At 49.1% G+C, this 15,867-nt stretch carries 17 protein-coding genes; 14 read left to right on the top strand and 3 right to left on the bottom strand.

Going from position 1 to position 15,867, the window contains the following annotated elements; translation table 11 throughout:
* The first annotated feature begins 12 nt into the window (after positions 1–12).
* The 13 genes from DW769_RS14480 (at position 13) to tnpB (ending at position 12,150) form a co-directional block, all read left to right on the top strand.
* Positions 13–1,497 carry a glutamate synthase subunit beta gene (locus tag DW769_RS14480; protein ID WP_118750551.1) on the top strand — a complete coding sequence of 495 codons (1,485 nt, stop codon included), beginning with the start codon at positions 13–15 and terminating at the stop codon, positions 1,495–1,497.
* A 139-nt stretch (positions 1,498–1,636) separates the two neighbouring features.
* Positions 1,637–2,968 (top strand): type I glutamate--ammonia ligase, encoded by a 1,332-nt coding sequence (gene glnA, locus DW769_RS14475; RefSeq protein WP_117761554.1) that lies wholly within the window; start codon positions 1,637–1,639, stop codon positions 2,966–2,968.
* A 23-nt stretch (positions 2,969–2,991) separates the two neighbouring features.
* A complete protein-coding gene (locus tag DW769_RS14470) occupies positions 2,992–3,540 on the top strand; it encodes an ANTAR domain-containing response regulator (protein WP_022462354.1) in 549 nt (182 codons plus the stop codon).
* Between the two features lie 27 nt (positions 3,541–3,567).
* Positions 3,568–4,782, top strand: coding sequence for an LL-diaminopimelate aminotransferase (locus tag DW769_RS14465; RefSeq protein WP_118750550.1), 1,215 nt, complete (start codon positions 3,568–3,570; stop codon positions 4,780–4,782).
* 166 nt (positions 4,783–4,948) lie between these two features.
* Positions 4,949–5,098: a hypothetical protein gene (locus DW769_RS16480; RefSeq protein ID WP_158555021.1), complete on the top strand. Its 150-nt coding sequence runs from the start codon at positions 4,949–4,951 to the stop codon at positions 5,096–5,098.
* A 194-nt stretch (positions 5,099–5,292) separates the two neighbouring features.
* Entirely contained in the window at positions 5,293–6,621 is a 1,329-nt protein-coding gene (gene aspS, locus DW769_RS14460) for an aspartate--tRNA(Asn) ligase (protein WP_022462351.1), read from the top strand.
* A 39-nt stretch (positions 6,622–6,660) separates the two neighbouring features.
* Positions 6,661–6,954 (top strand): Asp-tRNA(Asn)/Glu-tRNA(Gln) amidotransferase subunit GatC, encoded by a 294-nt coding sequence (gene gatC, locus DW769_RS14455; RefSeq protein WP_022462350.1) that lies wholly within the window; start codon positions 6,661–6,663, stop codon positions 6,952–6,954.
* Positions 6,955–6,969: 15 nt separating this feature from the next.
* Complete coding sequence (gene gatA, locus DW769_RS14450; protein WP_118750549.1) at positions 6,970–8,430, top strand: Asp-tRNA(Asn)/Glu-tRNA(Gln) amidotransferase subunit GatA; 1,461 nt, start codon at positions 6,970–6,972, stop codon at positions 8,428–8,430.
* A 15-nt stretch (positions 8,431–8,445) separates the two neighbouring features.
* Positions 8,446–9,882, top strand: a complete 1,437-nt coding sequence (gene gatB, locus DW769_RS14445; RefSeq protein WP_118750548.1) for an Asp-tRNA(Asn)/Glu-tRNA(Gln) amidotransferase subunit GatB — start codon at positions 8,446–8,448, stop codon at positions 9,880–9,882.
* 163 nt (positions 9,883–10,045) lie between these two features.
* The gene (locus DW769_RS14440) at positions 10,046–10,258 is read left to right on the top strand and encodes a DUF378 domain-containing protein (RefSeq protein ID WP_118750547.1); all 213 of its coding nucleotides are present in this window, start codon (positions 10,046–10,048) and stop codon (positions 10,256–10,258) included.
* A gap of 114 nt (positions 10,259–10,372) precedes the next feature.
* A complete protein-coding gene (locus DW769_RS16475) occupies positions 10,373–10,522 on the top strand; it encodes a hypothetical protein (protein ID WP_158568563.1) in 150 nt (49 codons plus the stop codon).
* A 174-nt stretch (positions 10,523–10,696) separates the two neighbouring features.
* Positions 10,697–11,119 (top strand): IS200/IS605 family transposase, encoded by a 423-nt coding sequence (gene tnpA / locus DW769_RS14435; RefSeq protein WP_118750557.1) that lies wholly within the window; start codon positions 10,697–10,699, stop codon positions 11,117–11,119.
* The gene (tnpB, locus tag DW769_RS14430) at positions 11,119–12,150 is read left to right on the top strand and encodes an IS200/IS605 family element RNA-guided endonuclease TnpB (RefSeq protein WP_243105461.1); all 1,032 of its coding nucleotides are present in this window, start codon (positions 11,119–11,121) and stop codon (positions 12,148–12,150) included. The genes tnpA and tnpB overlap by 1 nt, the downstream gene beginning before the upstream one ends.
* A gap of 669 nt (positions 12,151–12,819) precedes the next feature.
* On the opposite strand, the gene DW769_RS14420 is transcribed toward tnpB, so the two are convergent.
* The 3 genes from DW769_RS14420 to DW769_RS14410 are packed head-to-tail and all read right to left on the bottom strand — an operon-like array spanning position 12,820 to position 14,932.
* Positions 12,820–13,449: an HAD family hydrolase gene (locus DW769_RS14420; RefSeq protein ID WP_117802311.1), complete on the bottom strand. Its 630-nt coding sequence runs from the start codon at positions 13,447–13,449 to the stop codon at positions 12,820–12,822.
* A 26-nt stretch (positions 13,450–13,475) separates the two neighbouring features.
* Complete coding sequence (locus DW769_RS14415) at positions 13,476–14,090, bottom strand: NUDIX hydrolase N-terminal domain-containing protein (protein ID WP_117802310.1); 615 nt, start codon at positions 14,088–14,090, stop codon at positions 13,476–13,478.
* Positions 14,091–14,131: 41 nt separating this feature from the next.
* The gene (locus DW769_RS14410; protein ID WP_118521997.1) at positions 14,132–14,932 is read right to left on the bottom strand and encodes a helix-turn-helix domain-containing protein; all 801 of its coding nucleotides are present in this window, start codon (positions 14,930–14,932) and stop codon (positions 14,132–14,134) included.
* 443 nt (positions 14,933–15,375) lie between these two features.
* Between DW769_RS14410 and DW769_RS14405 the strand changes: the two genes are divergently transcribed.
* Complete coding sequence (locus DW769_RS14405) at positions 15,376–15,789, top strand: cysteine-rich VLP domain-containing protein (RefSeq protein ID WP_118668582.1); 414 nt, start codon at positions 15,376–15,378, stop codon at positions 15,787–15,789.
* The last annotated feature ends 78 nt before the right edge of the window (positions 15,790–15,867 follow it).

The raw sequence follows: 15,867 nt of genomic DNA, 5'->3' as shown, positions 1-15,867 counted from the left end.
GGAAGAAGAATTATGGGTAAGCCAACTGGATTTATGGAATATCAGCGCAAGACGGGAAACACCGTTGCCCCGCTTGAGCGTATCAAAAACTTTAAGGAATTTCATCTGCAGCTCCCGAAAAAGGAACAGCAGATGCAGGCTGCCCGCTGTATGGCATGCGGTGTACCGTTCTGCCAGGCGGGAACCATGATTGCGGGAATGGCCTCCGGCTGTCCGCTGCAGAACCTCGTTCCGGAGTGGAATGACCTTGTGTATCTTGGAAACTATGAGCAGGCACACCGCCGCCTCACCAAGACAAACTGTTTTCCGGAATTTACCTCCCGTGTCTGCCCGGCACTCTGCGAAGCAGCCTGTACATGCAACGTAAACGGAGACCCGGTCTGCACGAAGGAAAATGAACGCGCGATCATCGAAAACGCATGGGCAACCGGCCTGATTACGCCGCAGCCGCCGAAAGTGCGCACCGGAAAACGCGTTGCCGTTGTAGGAAGCGGTCCTTCCGGCCTTGCAGCAGCGATGCAGCTCAACCGCCGCGGCCATTCTGTTACGGTCTTTGAACGCCGCGACCGCGTGGGCGGACTTTTACGCTACGGTATTCCGAACATGAAACTCGATAAGAGCGTCATCGACCGCCGTGTGGATCTGATGAAGGCCGAGGGCATCGAGTTTGTGACGAATGCTGATATCGGAAAAGATGTAAAAGCTGACAAACTCTTAAAAGAATTTGACCGTGTCCTGCTCTGCTGCGGTGCGGCAAATCCAAGAGATATCAAGGCAGAGGGAAGAGATGCAAAGGGCATCTACTTTGCTGTCGATTTCCTGACTTCCGTAACGAAGAGTCTTCTGGATTCCAATTTTGAGGATCATGCCTACATCGATGCCAAGGGCAAACACGTTGTTGTCATCGGAGGCGGCGACACCGGTAATGACTGTGTCGGAACTTCCATCCGTCTCGGTGCCAAATCTGTGACACAGCTTGAGATGATGCCGAAAGCACCGGATCAGCGTGCCGAGAACAATCCGTGGCCGGAGTGGCCGAAGATCTGCAAGACGGATTACGGCCAGGAAGAGGCAATCGCCGTATTCGGCCATGATCCGCGGATTTACCAGACAACCGTAACGGAATTTATCAAAAACAAAAAAGGTGAAGTCTGCCAGATCAAGACCGTAAAACTGACACCGAAAAAAGATGAGAAATCCGGCCGCATGATGATGGTTCCGGTTGAGGGAACCGAAGAGATTCTCCCGGCAGATCTCGTTCTTATTGCAGCAGGTTTTTTAGGATCCCAGAAATATGTGACCGATGCATTTAAAGTGGAAGTCAACCAGCGCACCAACGTGAAGACAGATGACGGAAAATACCAGACAACAAAAGAAAATGTCTTCACCGCAGGCGATATGCACCGCGGCCAGTCCCTGGTCGTATGGGCGATCCGCGAGGGACGCGAGGCAGCAAAGGCAGTCGATGAATCCCTGATGGGATACACGAATCTCTAAGTTTTTCTTGACAAAACACGCGAAAAACTGCTATAATATGCCCAAAACAAGGGTGTTTTTACGCAAGGTGTCTTTCTGCCCTGCCGCGTGAAAGCACCCTTTTCGTTTAGAATCGTCTTTGATAAAGGAGAGAATCGATATGGCAAAGTATACGAAGGAAGCGATCCTTCAGATGGCGGAGGAAGAAGATGTTGAATTTATCCGCCTGCAGTTTACCGATATGTTTGGAATGATGAAAAATATGGCCATCACCGCCGGACAGCTGGAAAAAGCCCTGAATAATCAGTGCGTTTTCGATGGCTCTTCGTTCGAAGGATTTGTCACCATCGAGGAAGCAGACATGTTTCTGCACCCGGATCTCGACACCTTTGCAATACTTCCGTGGCGTCCGCAGCAAGGAAAGGTTGCAAGATTGATCTGTGATGTGTATGATAGAGAGGGGAATCTTTATGCAAAGAGTTCCCGAACCATCCTTCAGAAGGTAATTTCCGAAGCGAAAGCGATGGGCTATGAGTTTGAAATCTCACCGGAGTGTGAATTTTTCCTGTTCCACACCGATGAGGACGGCGGAGCAACGAGTGTAACGCACGACAAAGGCGGTTATCTGGATCTTGGACCGCTGGACCTGGGAGAAAACGCGCGGCGCGATATGGTGCTGACCCTCGAAGAAATGGGAATCGACGTTGAGTCTTCCTTCCACGAGGTAGCGGCAGGCCAGCACGAACTGGATTTCTGTCCGGCTGCAGCACTTCGGACGGCAGATCAGCTGATGACTGCCAAATTTGCTATCCGTACGATTGCAAAACGTCATGGCCTTCACGCAACCTTTATGCCAAAACCAAAAACCGGAGTTCACGGATCGGGTCTTCATCTTTCCTTCTCCCTGTTTCAGGAGGGAAAAGATGTGTTTGCCGACAAATCCGATGAATACGGGCTCAGCAAAGAGGCATATTACTTTATGGGCGGACTGATGAAACACATCAGCGGAATCGCAGCGATTACCAATCCGCTTGTAAATTCCTACAAACGTCTGACACCGGGATACGGTGCACCGATCTACGTGGCATGGTCTGCAAAGAACAGAAGCCCGCTGATCCGCATTCCGCTGACGGGAGACGGTATCATGGCCATTGAGCTTCGATGCCCGGATTCGGCAGCCAATCCGTACCTGGCACTTGCTGTCTGCATGGCAGCAGGACTTGACGGTATCAAACAGAAAATCGTTCCGCCGTCCCCGGTGGACCGCAATATTTCCGATCTGACAGAAGAAGAACGAAACGCGATGCAGATCACCCTTCTCCCGGGAAGCCTTGGAGAAGCGGTCGCAGAGTTAAAGAAAGACGATTTTCTGTGTCAGGTACTCGGCCAGGAATTTGTGGATGGATATATCAATGCCAAAGAAGAAGAGTGGCATGAGTATCTCCGCCAGGTATCCGACTGGGAGACCGAGAAATATCTGTACCGTATTTAGACGACGAAGGGGCCTGAAAATGCATGAGCAGCATAGTGATAGTACTTCCCAAAATAGAAGATGGAAAGCGCATCCGGGATATTCTGGCAAAAAGAGGATATGAAATCGATGCTGTCTGTTCGACAGCGGCAGCGGCGCTCGGAGAGATGAACAACTTAAACGGCGGTATCGTCATCTGCGGCTACAAGCTCCCGGATATGTTTTTTACGGATCTGAATGAGTGTATGCCGTCCGGCTTCCAGATGCTTCTGATTGCATCGAGCCGCGCATTAAGTGCGGTGGAGGGAACCGGAATCATGGCGGTTACGATGCCGCTTTCCGTGTACGAGCTGGTCAATACACTGGAGATGATGCTGCAGAGTGCGGCACGGCGCAGAAAGAAAGAGCGTGCAAAGCCCAAGGTGCGCAGCGCCGAGGAACAGCACATCATCGATCGTGCAAAAAGCCTTCTGATCGAACGAAATCACATGACCGAGTCGGAGGCCCATCGCTACATGCAGAAATGCAGCATGGACAGCGGCACCAATCTGGTTGAAACGGCACAGATGGTGCTGACGCTTTTGACAGAGTAAGAAAAAGTGAAAAGGAGCGACATAATAATGTTCAAAATCAATGACAATTATCTGAAATTGCCGGGAAGCTATCTGTTTTCCACCATTGCAAAAAAAGTTGCAGCTTACACCGAGGCAAATCCGGACGCGAAAATCATCCGTCTTGGAATCGGCGACGTAACCCAGCCGATCGCACCGGCGATCATTGAAAAGCTGCACGGAGCAGTGGATGAGATGGGACACGCAGAGACCTTCCACGGATATGCACCAGATCTTGGATATGCTTTCCTTCGCGATACCATCGCAAAAAATGATTATCAGGACAGAGGATGCGATATCTCATCTGATGAAATTTTTGTATCGGACGGCGCAAAATGCGACTGCAGCAACATTCAGGAGATCTTCAGCCTGGACAACAAGATCGCTGTATGCGACCCGGTTTATCCGGTTTATGTAGACTCCAACGTAATGGCAGGCCGTGCCGGTGACTACGACGCAGCAACCGAGCGTTTCACGAATGTGATTTACATGCCGTGTACCGCAGAAAACAACTTCACTCCGGATCTCCCGAAAGAAACCCCGGATCTGATTTATCTGTGCTTCCCGAACAACCCGACCGGCGCTATGGTTTCCAAAGCCGAGCTGCAGAAATGGGTTGATTATGCAAATAAAGTAGGAGCCATCATCCTGTATGATGCTGCATACGAGGCATATATCTCAGAAAAAGACATTCCGCATTCCATCTATGAGTGCGAGGGTGCAAGAACATGTGCCATCGAAATGCGCAGCTTCTCCAAGAACGCAGGCTTTACCGGTATGCGTCTTGGATTCACCGTTATCCCGAAAGACATCAAATCCGGCGATATGACTCTGCACAGCCTGTGGGCACGCCGTCACGGAACGAAATACAACGGAGCTCCGTACATCATCCAGAGAGCCGGCGAGGCTGTTTACTCTCCGGAAGGAAAAGCACAGTTAAAAGAGCAGGTTGCTTACTACATGAAGAACGCAAAAGTCATCTACGACGGATTAAAGGGCGCAGGCTACACCGTATCCGGCGGCGTCAACGCTCCGTATATTTGGCTGAAAACACCGGGAAATATGACTTCCTGGGAGTTCTTTGATCACCTGCTTGCAGACGCAAACGTAGTCGGAACACCAGGATCAGGCTTCGGCCCGAGCGGAGAAGGCTACTTCCGTCTGACTGCATTCGGTACGTATGAGAATACAGTAGAGGCAGTGGAGAGAATCAAAAAACTGTAAATTGTGTGCGAAATACCAATAAAACGGAATTTCTGCGCAATTTTATAAACACGCGAAAAAATAATTTTGTATAGATAAAATTCATGAAAAATGCATTAGAATTTATATGAAATCCGTAAAAATTAGGTGTTTACAAATGCAAAACTGCTGTGCTATAATGCACAGTATGAAAAAGGCAGTGAAGGAAACTCCGTATGCGGAATCTGACAGGAAGCCGATGTCACCGACTGAGAGCATCAGCATGGAGGAAACATACAATGGGGAACATTCCGGAGCCGGTCTGCTGAACATGAGATCCGAACAGGAAATCAAGTAGGCAGATCCGTGATACGCGTTAAGTATAAATGAGTGGGCGTTTTCCCCCGGAAAACCGGAGAGAAAAACGCAATGCGGGTGGTACCGCGGGAACATAAAATATCCCGTCCCGGAACAGTAGTTAAAAAACTGTTCCGGGACTTTTTTATTTGAAAAAGCAATCCGGGACAGGCGAGAAAGAGAGGAGAACAAGACATGGAATTTATGACAGGCGTAAAGAAAAAAGAAGACATCTCCGTAAAAACTCTGCTGGAGACACCGGAAGGCACAGAAGTAAAACTCGAAGGAGCCGTACACATCATCCGTGACATGGGCGAGGTTGCCTTTGTCATCTTAAGAAAGAGCGAGGGACTCGTTCAGTGTGTGTACGAAGAAGGAAGCGTTGACTTCCCGCTGAAAGATCTGAAAGAGGAATCGGCAGTTGCCGTAACCGGAACGGTCAAAAAAGAGGACCGCGCACCGGGCGGCGTCGAAGTCAGGCTGCAGACCATCACCGTTCTTTCCGAGCCGACCGAGCCAATGCCGCTCGCAGTCAACAAATGGAAAATGAACACCTCCCTTGAAGCAATGCTGAACATGCGGCCGATCGCTCTTCGAAACGTCAGAGAGCGTGCAAAATTCCGCATCCAGGAAGGCGTGGTACGGGCGTTCCGTGATTTCCTTCATTCCCAGGGATTCACCGAAATCCATACACCGAAGATCGGCGCGAAAGGCGCTGAGGGCGGCGCAAACATCTTCAAGCTGGAATATTTCCACCGCCCGGCTGTCCTGGCACAGAGCCCGCAGTTCTACAAACAGATGCTCGTCGGCGTGTTTGACCGTGTCTTTGAAGTTGGACCGGTTTTCCGTGCAGAGAAACACAACACGAAACGTCATCTGAACGAGTATACCAGCCTTGACTTTGAGATGGGCTACATCGAGGATTACACCGACATCATGGCAATGGAAACCGGATTTTTACAGTACATGGTGGAGCTTCTTAAAAAGGATTACGCAAAAGAGCTGGAGATCCTGAAAGTTATGCTTCCAAAGACAGAAGAAATCCCAACTGTACCGTTCACGAAAGCGAAAGAGCTAGTAGCCGAGAAATACAACCGAAAGATCCGCAACCCGTTCGACCTTGAGCCAGAGGAGGAGCTTCTGATCGGCCAGTATTTCAAAGAGGAGTACGACGCAGACTTCGTATTCGTCACCGAATATCCGTCGAAAAAGAGACCGTTCTATGCGATGGACGACCCGGAGGATAAGAGATACACAAAGAGCTTCGACCTGCTGTTCCACGGTCTGGAGATTACAACCGGAGGCCAGCGTATCCACGATTACAAGATGCTCTCTGAAAAGATCGCAGCCCGCGGCATGACAGAAGAGGGCATGGAGCAGTACTTGAGTGCTTTCAAACACGGTATGCCGCCGCACGGAGGTCTTGGCATCGGTCTGGAGCGTCTGACCATGAAGCTGATCGGTGAGGACAACGTCCGCGAGACAACGCTGTTCCCGCGTGATCTTACAAGACTGGAGCCGTAAGCGGATCCTGCTGGAAAATAAAAAAGGAGAATGAGTGAAATGGCAAATGTGATTTCAGATGAAACGATGGAATATGTCGGCATCCTGGCAAAGCTGGAATTAAAGGATGAGGAAAAAGAATCCGCACGGCAGGATATGCAGAAAATGCTGGATTATGTAGATAAATTAAACGAGCTCGACACCAGCAAGGTCGAGCCGATGACCCACATTTTCGAGATGGGAAATGTATTCCGCGAGGATGAAGTAACCAATGGCGACGACCGCGATGCAATGCTTGCCAATGCACCGGAAGTCAAAGAGGGCCAGTACAAGGTTCCGAAAACGGTAGAATAGCAGGAGGAGATTGATATGGAAATCAAAGATATGACAGCAGTACAGCTTTCTGCCGCAATCAAAGAAGGAAAGATCACTGTAGCGGACGCTGTAGAAGCGTCTCTTGCGGCAGTCAAAGCATCGGAAGAATCAATTCACGCATTCCTTCTTGTGGATGAAGAGGGTGCAAGAGCACGCGCGGCAGAAGTGCAGAAGAAAATTGACGCAGGAGAGCTCACCGGTCCGCTGGCCGGCGTTCCGATTGCGGTCAAGGACAACATCTGTACGAAAGGTCTTGCGACGACGTGTGCGTCAAAGATCCTGCAGAACTTTGTTCCGACGTACGATGCAGAGGTTATCACACGGCTCGAAGAGGCGGGAGCCGTTATCATCGGAAAGACAAACATGGATGAGTTTGCGATGGGAAGTACGACAGAGACTTCCGCGTACGGCGTGACGAAAAATCCATGGAACACCGAACACGTTCCAGGCGGTTCCTCCGGCGGTTCCTGCGCAGCCGTTGCAGCAGGAGAAGTACCGATGGCACTTGGCTCCGATACCGGCGGATCGATCCGTCAGCCGAGTTCCTTCTGCGGCGTAACCGGCATGAAACCGACGTACGGCACCGTTTCCCGTTACGGACTGATCGCTTATGGTTCCTCCCTCGACCAGATCGGACCGGTCGCAAAGGATGTGACAGACTGTGCAGCACTGCTGCAGACGGTCGCTTCGTATGATGCAAAAGATGCGACATCGATGAAACGCGACGATTACGATTTCATGAGCGCTTTAAAAGAAGATGTCTCCGATCTGAAAATCGGTATTCCGAACAGCTGCTTCGGCGAAGGCCTGGATCCGCAGGTGAAGGGATCCATTTTAAAAGCTGCCGATGTCCTGAAGGCACGCGGAGCAGAAGTAGAGTATTTCGATCTCGACCTCATTGATTATGCCATTCCGGCTTACTACGTTATTGCATCCGCTGAGGCAAGCTCCAACCTGGAACGCTTCGACGGCGTGAAATACGGCTTCCGTGCCAAAGAGTACGAAGGACTCCACGATATGTATAAGAAGAGCCGTTCTGAGGGCTTCGGTCCGGAGGTGAAACGACGGATTATGCTGGGAAGCTTCGTCTTAAGCTCCGGTTACTACGATGCGTATTATCTGAAAGCACTGCGCACGAAAGCCCTGATTAAAAAAGAGTTTGACCGCGCATTTGAAAAATACGATATGATTTTAAGCCCGGCAGCACCATCGACCGCACCGCGTCTCGGGGAATCGCTTTCCGATCCGCTGCAGATGTATCTGGGCGATATTTACACCGTATCCGTCAACCTCGCCGGCCTTCCGGGCATCACCGTTCCGTGCGGCATGGATGACAAGGGGCTTCCGATCGGCATGCAGCTTATCGGAGACTGTTTCTCAGAGAAAAAACTGTTCCGTGCAGCATACACCTATGAGCAGGTACGCGGTGCATTCGGGCAGCCAGAAAAATGGTAAGGAGGAAGCAAAACAATGTCAAAACAGTATGAAACCGTCATCGGACTTGAAGTACATGTGGAGCTTGCGACGAGAACAAAAATTTTCTGCGGCTGCTCTACCGCATTCGGCGGTGCGCCGAACACCCACACCTGCCCGGTCTGCACTGGTATGCCGGGATCCCTTCCGGTATTAAATAAGAAGGTTGTCGATTACGCCCTGCGCGTCGGACTGGCTGCAAACTGCAAAATCAACCAGCTCTGCAAATTCGACCGGAAGAACTATTTCTACCCGGACAACCCGCAGAACTATCAGATTTCCCAGCTGTATCTGCCGATCTGCCACGATGGATATGTCGAGATTGACACCGCAGCGGGAAAGAAGAAAATCGGCATTCATGAGATCCACATGGAGGAGGATGCCGGAAAGCTGATCCACGATGAGTGGGAGGATTGCTCGCTCGTCGACTACAACCGAAGCGGCGTTCCGCTGATCGAGATTGTATCTGAGCCGGATATGCGCTCTGCGGAAGAGGTTATCGCTTATCTGGAAAAACTGCGTATGATGATTCAGTATCTCGGCGCATCCGACTGCAAACTGCAGGAGGGCTCGATGCGTGCCGATGTCAACCTTTCGGTCCGTGAGGTTGGAAGTGAGAAATTCGGAACACGTACCGAGATGAAGAACCTGAACTCCTTTAAGGCAATCGGAAGAGCGATCGAGGGAGAGCGTGCAAGACAGATCGAGCTGATCGAGGAAGGAAAAGCCGTTGTCCAGGAGACCCGCCGCTGGGACGACAACAAAGAGTATTCCTACGCGATGCGTTCGAAAGAGGATGCGAAGGATTACCGCTACTTCCCGGACCCGGATCTGCCGCCGGTGCACATTTACGACGAGTGGATCGACCGCATTGTGAAATCCATGCCGGAATTCCAGCCGGAAAAACAGGCACGCTACGTGGAGCAGTACGGGCTGCCGCAGTACGATGCGGGCATTCTGACCGGTTCCAAGAAGCTGTCCGATCTCTTTGAGGAGACGACGGCGCTCTGCGGCAAACCGAAAAAAGTGGCAAACTGGCTGATGGGCGAGACCTTACGTCTCTTAAAGGAGAACGGCCAGGAGCCGGAGGATCTGCAGTTTTCACCGAAGCATCTGGCATCCCTGATCGAACTGGCAGAAGCCGGATCGGTCAACAACCAGGTGGCAAAAGAGGTATTTGAGCAGATCTTTGCAGAGGATGTCGATCCGGAAGCATACGTCGAGGAGCACGGACTGAAAACCGTAAACGACACCGGCCTTCTGGAAGAAACTGCGAGAAAAGTTCTGGAAAACAACCCTGGCCCGGTAGAGCAGTACAAATCCGGAAAGACAAAAGTCCTCGGATTTCTGGTCGGGCAGGTCATGAAAGAAATGAAAGGCAAAGCCAACCCGGCAGCAGCAGGAGAGCTGCTGCAGAAGCTGCTGTCTGAATAAAGAAAACAGAATTGCACGAATGGAGGCCTGGAAATGGTCTCCATTTTTCAGCCCGAAAAATCAAAGAAAATGCATAATCTGCCTCCTTTTGGGAAATTCTTTATAAAGAAACCGGAAGAGATAAAAAGACGATACAAAATCCGGAAAAAGGAGGTTTCTTTACATGAAAGGACTGGATTACACCGCACTCACCGTTACAATCATCGGAGCCGTCAACTGGGGCTTGATCGGATTCTTCCGCCTCGACCTCGTCGCCCTGATCTTCGGAAACATGACGTGGCTGAGCCGCATCATCTACGCGGTTGTCGGCATCTGCGGCCTTTACCTGATCTCCGTCTACGGAAGAATTTCCGACCACGTACTGGGACAGGCGTAAGAACAGGAACCCTCTCATATACGCAGAGAAAGGCGGTATGAGAGGGTTTTCTTTTGCTGTTTTAGGAAGAACAAAACAAATATTGCGGCCCTCTGTATGGTTTTGAGCAGGGATATGGATCAGAAAAAGAAAAAATACCGGATGCTTCTGATGCAGCTTTCCTGTGCTGTTCTGCTGGCAAGTGATGCCGCAGCGTGGGCATTCCGCGGAAGTCCGGGGAGTCTGGAAAGAGGTATTGTGTATGTGAGTAACTATCTGGTTTGAATGTGATAGATCTTGCTGAATGGATTGCCCTTGCAGCAATTTTTATCCAATGCGTCGTAAAACCCCTTGCTTCAGCTATGGGGATATAAGACGCGTCCATCGAATTTACGCAAGTAATTGAAGATGGACAAAATAACAATTGTGTTAATTGATAAAATATTGTATCATACAAACATGAACACAACATATAAATCAAACAATAATGTCGTCTATTCCTGTAAATACCATGTAGTATGGTGTCCCAAATATAGACGAAAAGTATTAACGAACGGTGTAGATGTCCGGCTGAAGGAGCTGCTCACAGAGTATGCTGCAAATCTTTCTGTAGACATTCTGGAAATGGAGATCATGCCAGACCATGTTCATATGCTGCTGGAAGTAGATCCTCCGTTTGGAATCCACAAAGCTGTAAAATCGTTCAAAGGCTATACGTCCAGAATTTTAAGACAGGAATTTCCCTGTCTCAAAACGAAAATGCCGACGCTCTGGACAAACAGCTATTTTGTATCTACCGTTGGCGGTGCCCCGCTGGAAGCAGTAAAACAGTATATCGAAAACCAGAAAACATCGCAGAGACAAAAGGATAAGATGGGCTAATGCAAAAAGGGATCAAATTCAGGATCTACCCGAACAGAGAACAGAAAAACTTCATCCACCAGACGCTGGGATGCTGCCGGCTGATCTACAACCGGGGACTTGCCATGCGCAAGGAAAGCTATGAAGAAGGGAAGAAGATTGGATATACCCAGACTTCCGCCATGCTGACCGAACTGAAAAGACAGGAGGAGTTTGCTTTTTTGAAAGCAGCAGATTCCATTGCCTTACAGCAGTCTCTGCGGGATCTCGACCGGAGCTTTGTGAATTTCTTTCAAAAACGTGCTTCCTATCCAACCTTCAAGAGCAAACATAACCGGTTCCAGTCATACAGAACGGTCAATCAAAAAGATAATATCCGTATTGTGGGAAGATATATCAAACTTCCGAAACTTGGATTTGTCAAAATACGCCAGTCGATGGAAGTGGAAAAAATTAATCACGTAACCATTGAGTACACACCGGCCGGAAAATATTTTGCAGTCTTAAATATTGATTTCGAACCGGAACCACGCCCAAATGCTGGAGGAACGATTGGAATTGATGTCGGAATCAAAGCATTCTATTCTGACAGCAATGGAAATACGGTATCAAATCCCAGATATCTGGAACGCTCCATGCGAAAACTCATAAGAGAACAGCGCAGACTTTCCCGGAAGCAGAAAGATTCCCATAACCGCGGGAAGCAGCAGCTCAGGGTAGCCAGAGTGCATGAGAAAATAGCCAATCAGCGGAATGATTTCCTGCAGAAACAGTCAACGATGCTGGTGCGCGAAAACCAAACCATCTGTATCGAGGATCTGAACGTGAAGGGAATGATCCGGAACCATAAACTGGCAAAGTCGATAGCCAGTGTTTCGTGGGCAAAGTTTTTTGAAATGCTGGAATATAAAGCTGTGTGGTATGGAAATGAAATCCGCAAAGTACCAACGATGTATCCGAGCAGCCAGACCTGCAGTTCCTGTGGCTATCGGAATCCGCTGGTGAAAAATCTGCGCATTCGTATCTGGGAGTGCCCCGGGGGGTTCGCTTAGATAAAGATACCACACCAATCCCACGCTGACTTTTGCTCAACCGATACAGCCGGAGGGCTGGATAACAAGAAAAGGCGGTATGCGCCCCGGGGAGGGGTAGCGTACCGCCTTTTCTTGTGGGGGTTTCCAAAGGGGGGCAAAGCCCCCATTTGGCACACGACTTTGCGAAGCAAAGTGTAGTGTGTTATACCTGCTGGCGTGGCTGACGGGGGAAACGGGGTGCGGTGCTTTTTGCGCCCCGTTTGCTCCGGTAGGAAAACAGGCTGACTTTTTGTGAATGGGAATGAACAAAAAATCGGGCTGGTTTCAGAGAACGGCGGCAGGTATATGAAAGCCCCCGTCCCTCGTCCTACGCTCCGACTTGTGGACAAAGTGTCCCGAAGTAGTGGCCACACTCCCGGAAAATAGCAGGACAGTGGGCAACCGTCAAGACTGAAATGAACGGGTTTGCACCCGGTCTTGACCGCCGCCCGCCGCCCCGTTGAATGGGTGGACAAGGCGGCCAATCCCTCAAAGTGCTTGGCCGCTCTCTTTCTGATTTTGGAGCGTTTCTTTTCTAAAAATTGAAATGGGCGGGAAGCCATTTTAGGGCTTTCCCGCCTTGATTACCCTTTAGCAAAGACGGGCGTGACTGGCTCGGCTGTCTTTGCTACTTGCTTGTATCAAGTATTAGCTTTTGGTTGAAGCAAGATTTTTGGCTAAATCAAAAGGAGTACAGAATGATTTTTGAGCATTCACTCTATTTCCAGCACCCCATTTTGCTAATCCAAAGTTTACATTTGCATGTTTAGCGCACTGCATGTCGTAGATACTATCGCCAATGTACAGTAACTCATTTGCTTGACATTTTGTCCATTCCATGTATTTCAAAAGCGGGTCTGGTTCTGGTTTGTGTTGTAGCGTATCATCAGCACAGACCACGGTTTCAAAGTAAGATGATATATCAAATTTCTGAAAATCGCTTCTAAATTCTTCATGGGTTTTAGAGGTAACAATTCCTATGCCTAATTTTAATTCCGAAATAGTCTCAAGCAATTCTTTTATCCCGTGAAATACAGTAATCGTGTCCCTGTATTTTTCCATGTTCTTGTCCCACATAAATAGTGCTGACGCTATATCACTCACTCCTAAACGCTGCAAAGCATTTTCGCCGGTAATTCCTAAAGCAAATGTTAATTCTTTATCGGAGATTATCTTTCCGTTTATTGCTCTTATAGTATCTTGCAAAGAATGAATGACGGCATATTCTGTATCAATCAGAGTTCCGTCTACATCAAAAACAATCTGCTTATAACCCATAGGACTGTTCCTCCTTTTCCCTCGGTCTAATCAAAAAGAGTTGACCAGTTTTTGGTTCGATATGCTTCAAAACACATTTTTACTTGCTCTTCATTATTCTTTTCCGTGGCCAGTTCCGGCAGTTCATTTTCTGAAAAATATGCAAAGCCCGTAGTTTCTATATTTTCTTTGAAGGCACCTCCGATAATGGTGCAAAGTACAAATATTTTACATACGCCATAAGCATATACTGGCAAGTTATGTTTAGAGCGGTCTTGAATTGCAATCACTTTATCAGCAGTTACATCTAAGCCTGCTTCTTCTTTGACCTCCTTAATAGTATTTTCTTTGACAGACACATTTACATCAACCCAACCTCCGGGAAGTGACCATTTTCCGCTATTCTCTTTAACAAGAAGAATTTTTCCATTTTGAAAAATAGCGGCTCTGGTATCAAGTTTTGGTGTCTGGTATCCTGTTTCATTACAGAAAAGGTCTTTCACTTTTTGAACAGGTATATCTGTCTTATATGCCATTATCTCAGCAGAAATTTCCCGTATCCTTTCATAGCGTTCTCTATCAAAAATATCTTTTCCATAGGTCAATCCTGCTTGTGCAAGACTCTGTAATTCTATTGCCCATTCCAGCCATTGTTCTTTCATGGTTATCCTCCCTTGCTACTGTGATTTTCTCTGATAAAATATCAGTCATTTTTTTGGTTCATCACTTTCTTTAACAACTTTTGGAACAAGTCGGCAGTTTCTTCATCCATCGGTGCAAGCTGTCCGATCTGTCCGGCTATCATCGCCGTTACATCGTCAATGGAAAGCGGGTTTTTCTTCTGTTCCGCCAGTGCGTCCCGCATGGCTTGGAACATAGCGGCGGTCACAGCTTCTCCCGGCTGTTCCCCGTTGTCAATATCTTTCTTAATATCCCGCAGGATAGCCAGGAACACATTTTTGATTTTTTCAATCTCTGCTTCATGTTCCCCCATCTTTTGGGTGTTCAAAAGCTGTAAATCCTGCTTTGCTTCCGCCCGGTGTTCCGGGTGTTCTTTCATCAGATCGGACAGGGAAGCCGTTGCTATCTCGATAAGCTGGTTTCTTGCTGTTATGCCCTTTGCCGCCGTGTCCTGAAAATAAATCCGTATCAAATCTATCAGCTTGGGAAAATTCCTGTGTTCCAACAGGCGGTTGAGGATTTGCACATCAACAGCACCCGTCACAAGCCCCCTCACGGCTCCCTCGGACAAGCCTAATTCAGAAATATCGTAGCTTTTACGGACGCTCACGGTAGACAAGCCCAGTATGTAGTCTGTCGATACCTTAAATTCCTTTGCCACACCTATGAGAATATCACTGCTTACCGTTCTTGTTTCGCCGCTGACAATGCGGCTCAACTGGGAAGCGGAAACGCCTATCTTCTCCGCAAGTTCCTTTTGTGTGATGTGGTTCCCATTGCATAAATCGGAAATCCGTTGTCCGGGTGTTCCGGGTAAAGCCATAAACACGCACCTCCTCCGCATACTTCCATTATACAGAATGATTGCAAAAATGCAATTTCCAAAGTGTAAACTTCATCAAAATGCAATTCTCGCAAAATTCCGGGAATTGCATTTTTTTCGTGTAGACTTAGGGTAGTTCATCGATGGACAGCACCTTGAAAACAGAATGACCGTCCGAAAAGGAATACCCCGGCTGGGGAAGCACCGCAAGGAGCCGGACTTCGGGACAAAATGTCCCGAAGTTGCGGGGAGCGTGCCAACGCCGGAACACGCCGCTATTGTCGGGGCCCCCGCAAAGCCGCATGGCTTTGTGGGGAGAGGATGAGCAGCGGAGCGAGTGAGTTTTGCCGCTTGCGGCGAAACGAGCGATACGCAGCTTGCGACGACGAGGCAGGAAACCTTTTCGGGGAGAACGGCAACGGAAAGAAAAATGGAGGGAACGCATGAGAGATAACCCCTATAAAGACTTGCCGCCGCTGGAACGCAGGCCGAACGGTTCCCTTTACCGCATGACACCGGCGCAGAGGAAACAGGCGGCCAGCCTGATACGCCGAGAGTGCTGTAACTGTGAGGGCGGCAACTGCATTGCCCTTGACGATGGGGACACCTGCATCTGCCCGCAGACGATTTCTTTCTCGGTCTGCTGTAAGTGGTTCCGCTGGGCAGTCTTGCCGCTGGACGGGACGCTGGAAGCGGAACTTTTCCGGGATAAGGACTTGAAACGCTGTGCGGTCTGCGGCGGCGTGTTCGTCCCCAAATACAACCGGGCAAAATACTGCCCCGGCTGTGCCGCCAGAGTTCACAGGCGGCAGAAAACAGAAAGTGAACGGAAAAGGAGGTCAGCTGTGGACAGTTAGGAGCGAAAAAAGCCTTGATTTATAACAATGTCATTAACTTTAGCAAAGAGCAGAAATCGTAAGCATTTATAAAACTAT

This window comes from Blautia sp. AM29-29 (assembly GCF_003480555.1).
In the GTDB taxonomy this organism is placed as follows: Bacteria; Bacillota; Clostridia; order Lachnospirales; family Lachnospiraceae; genus Fusicatenibacter; species Fusicatenibacter saccharivorans.
The sequence above is the reverse complement of the archived record's forward strand: the minus strand, read 5'-3'. Positions and strand labels throughout refer to the sequence as shown.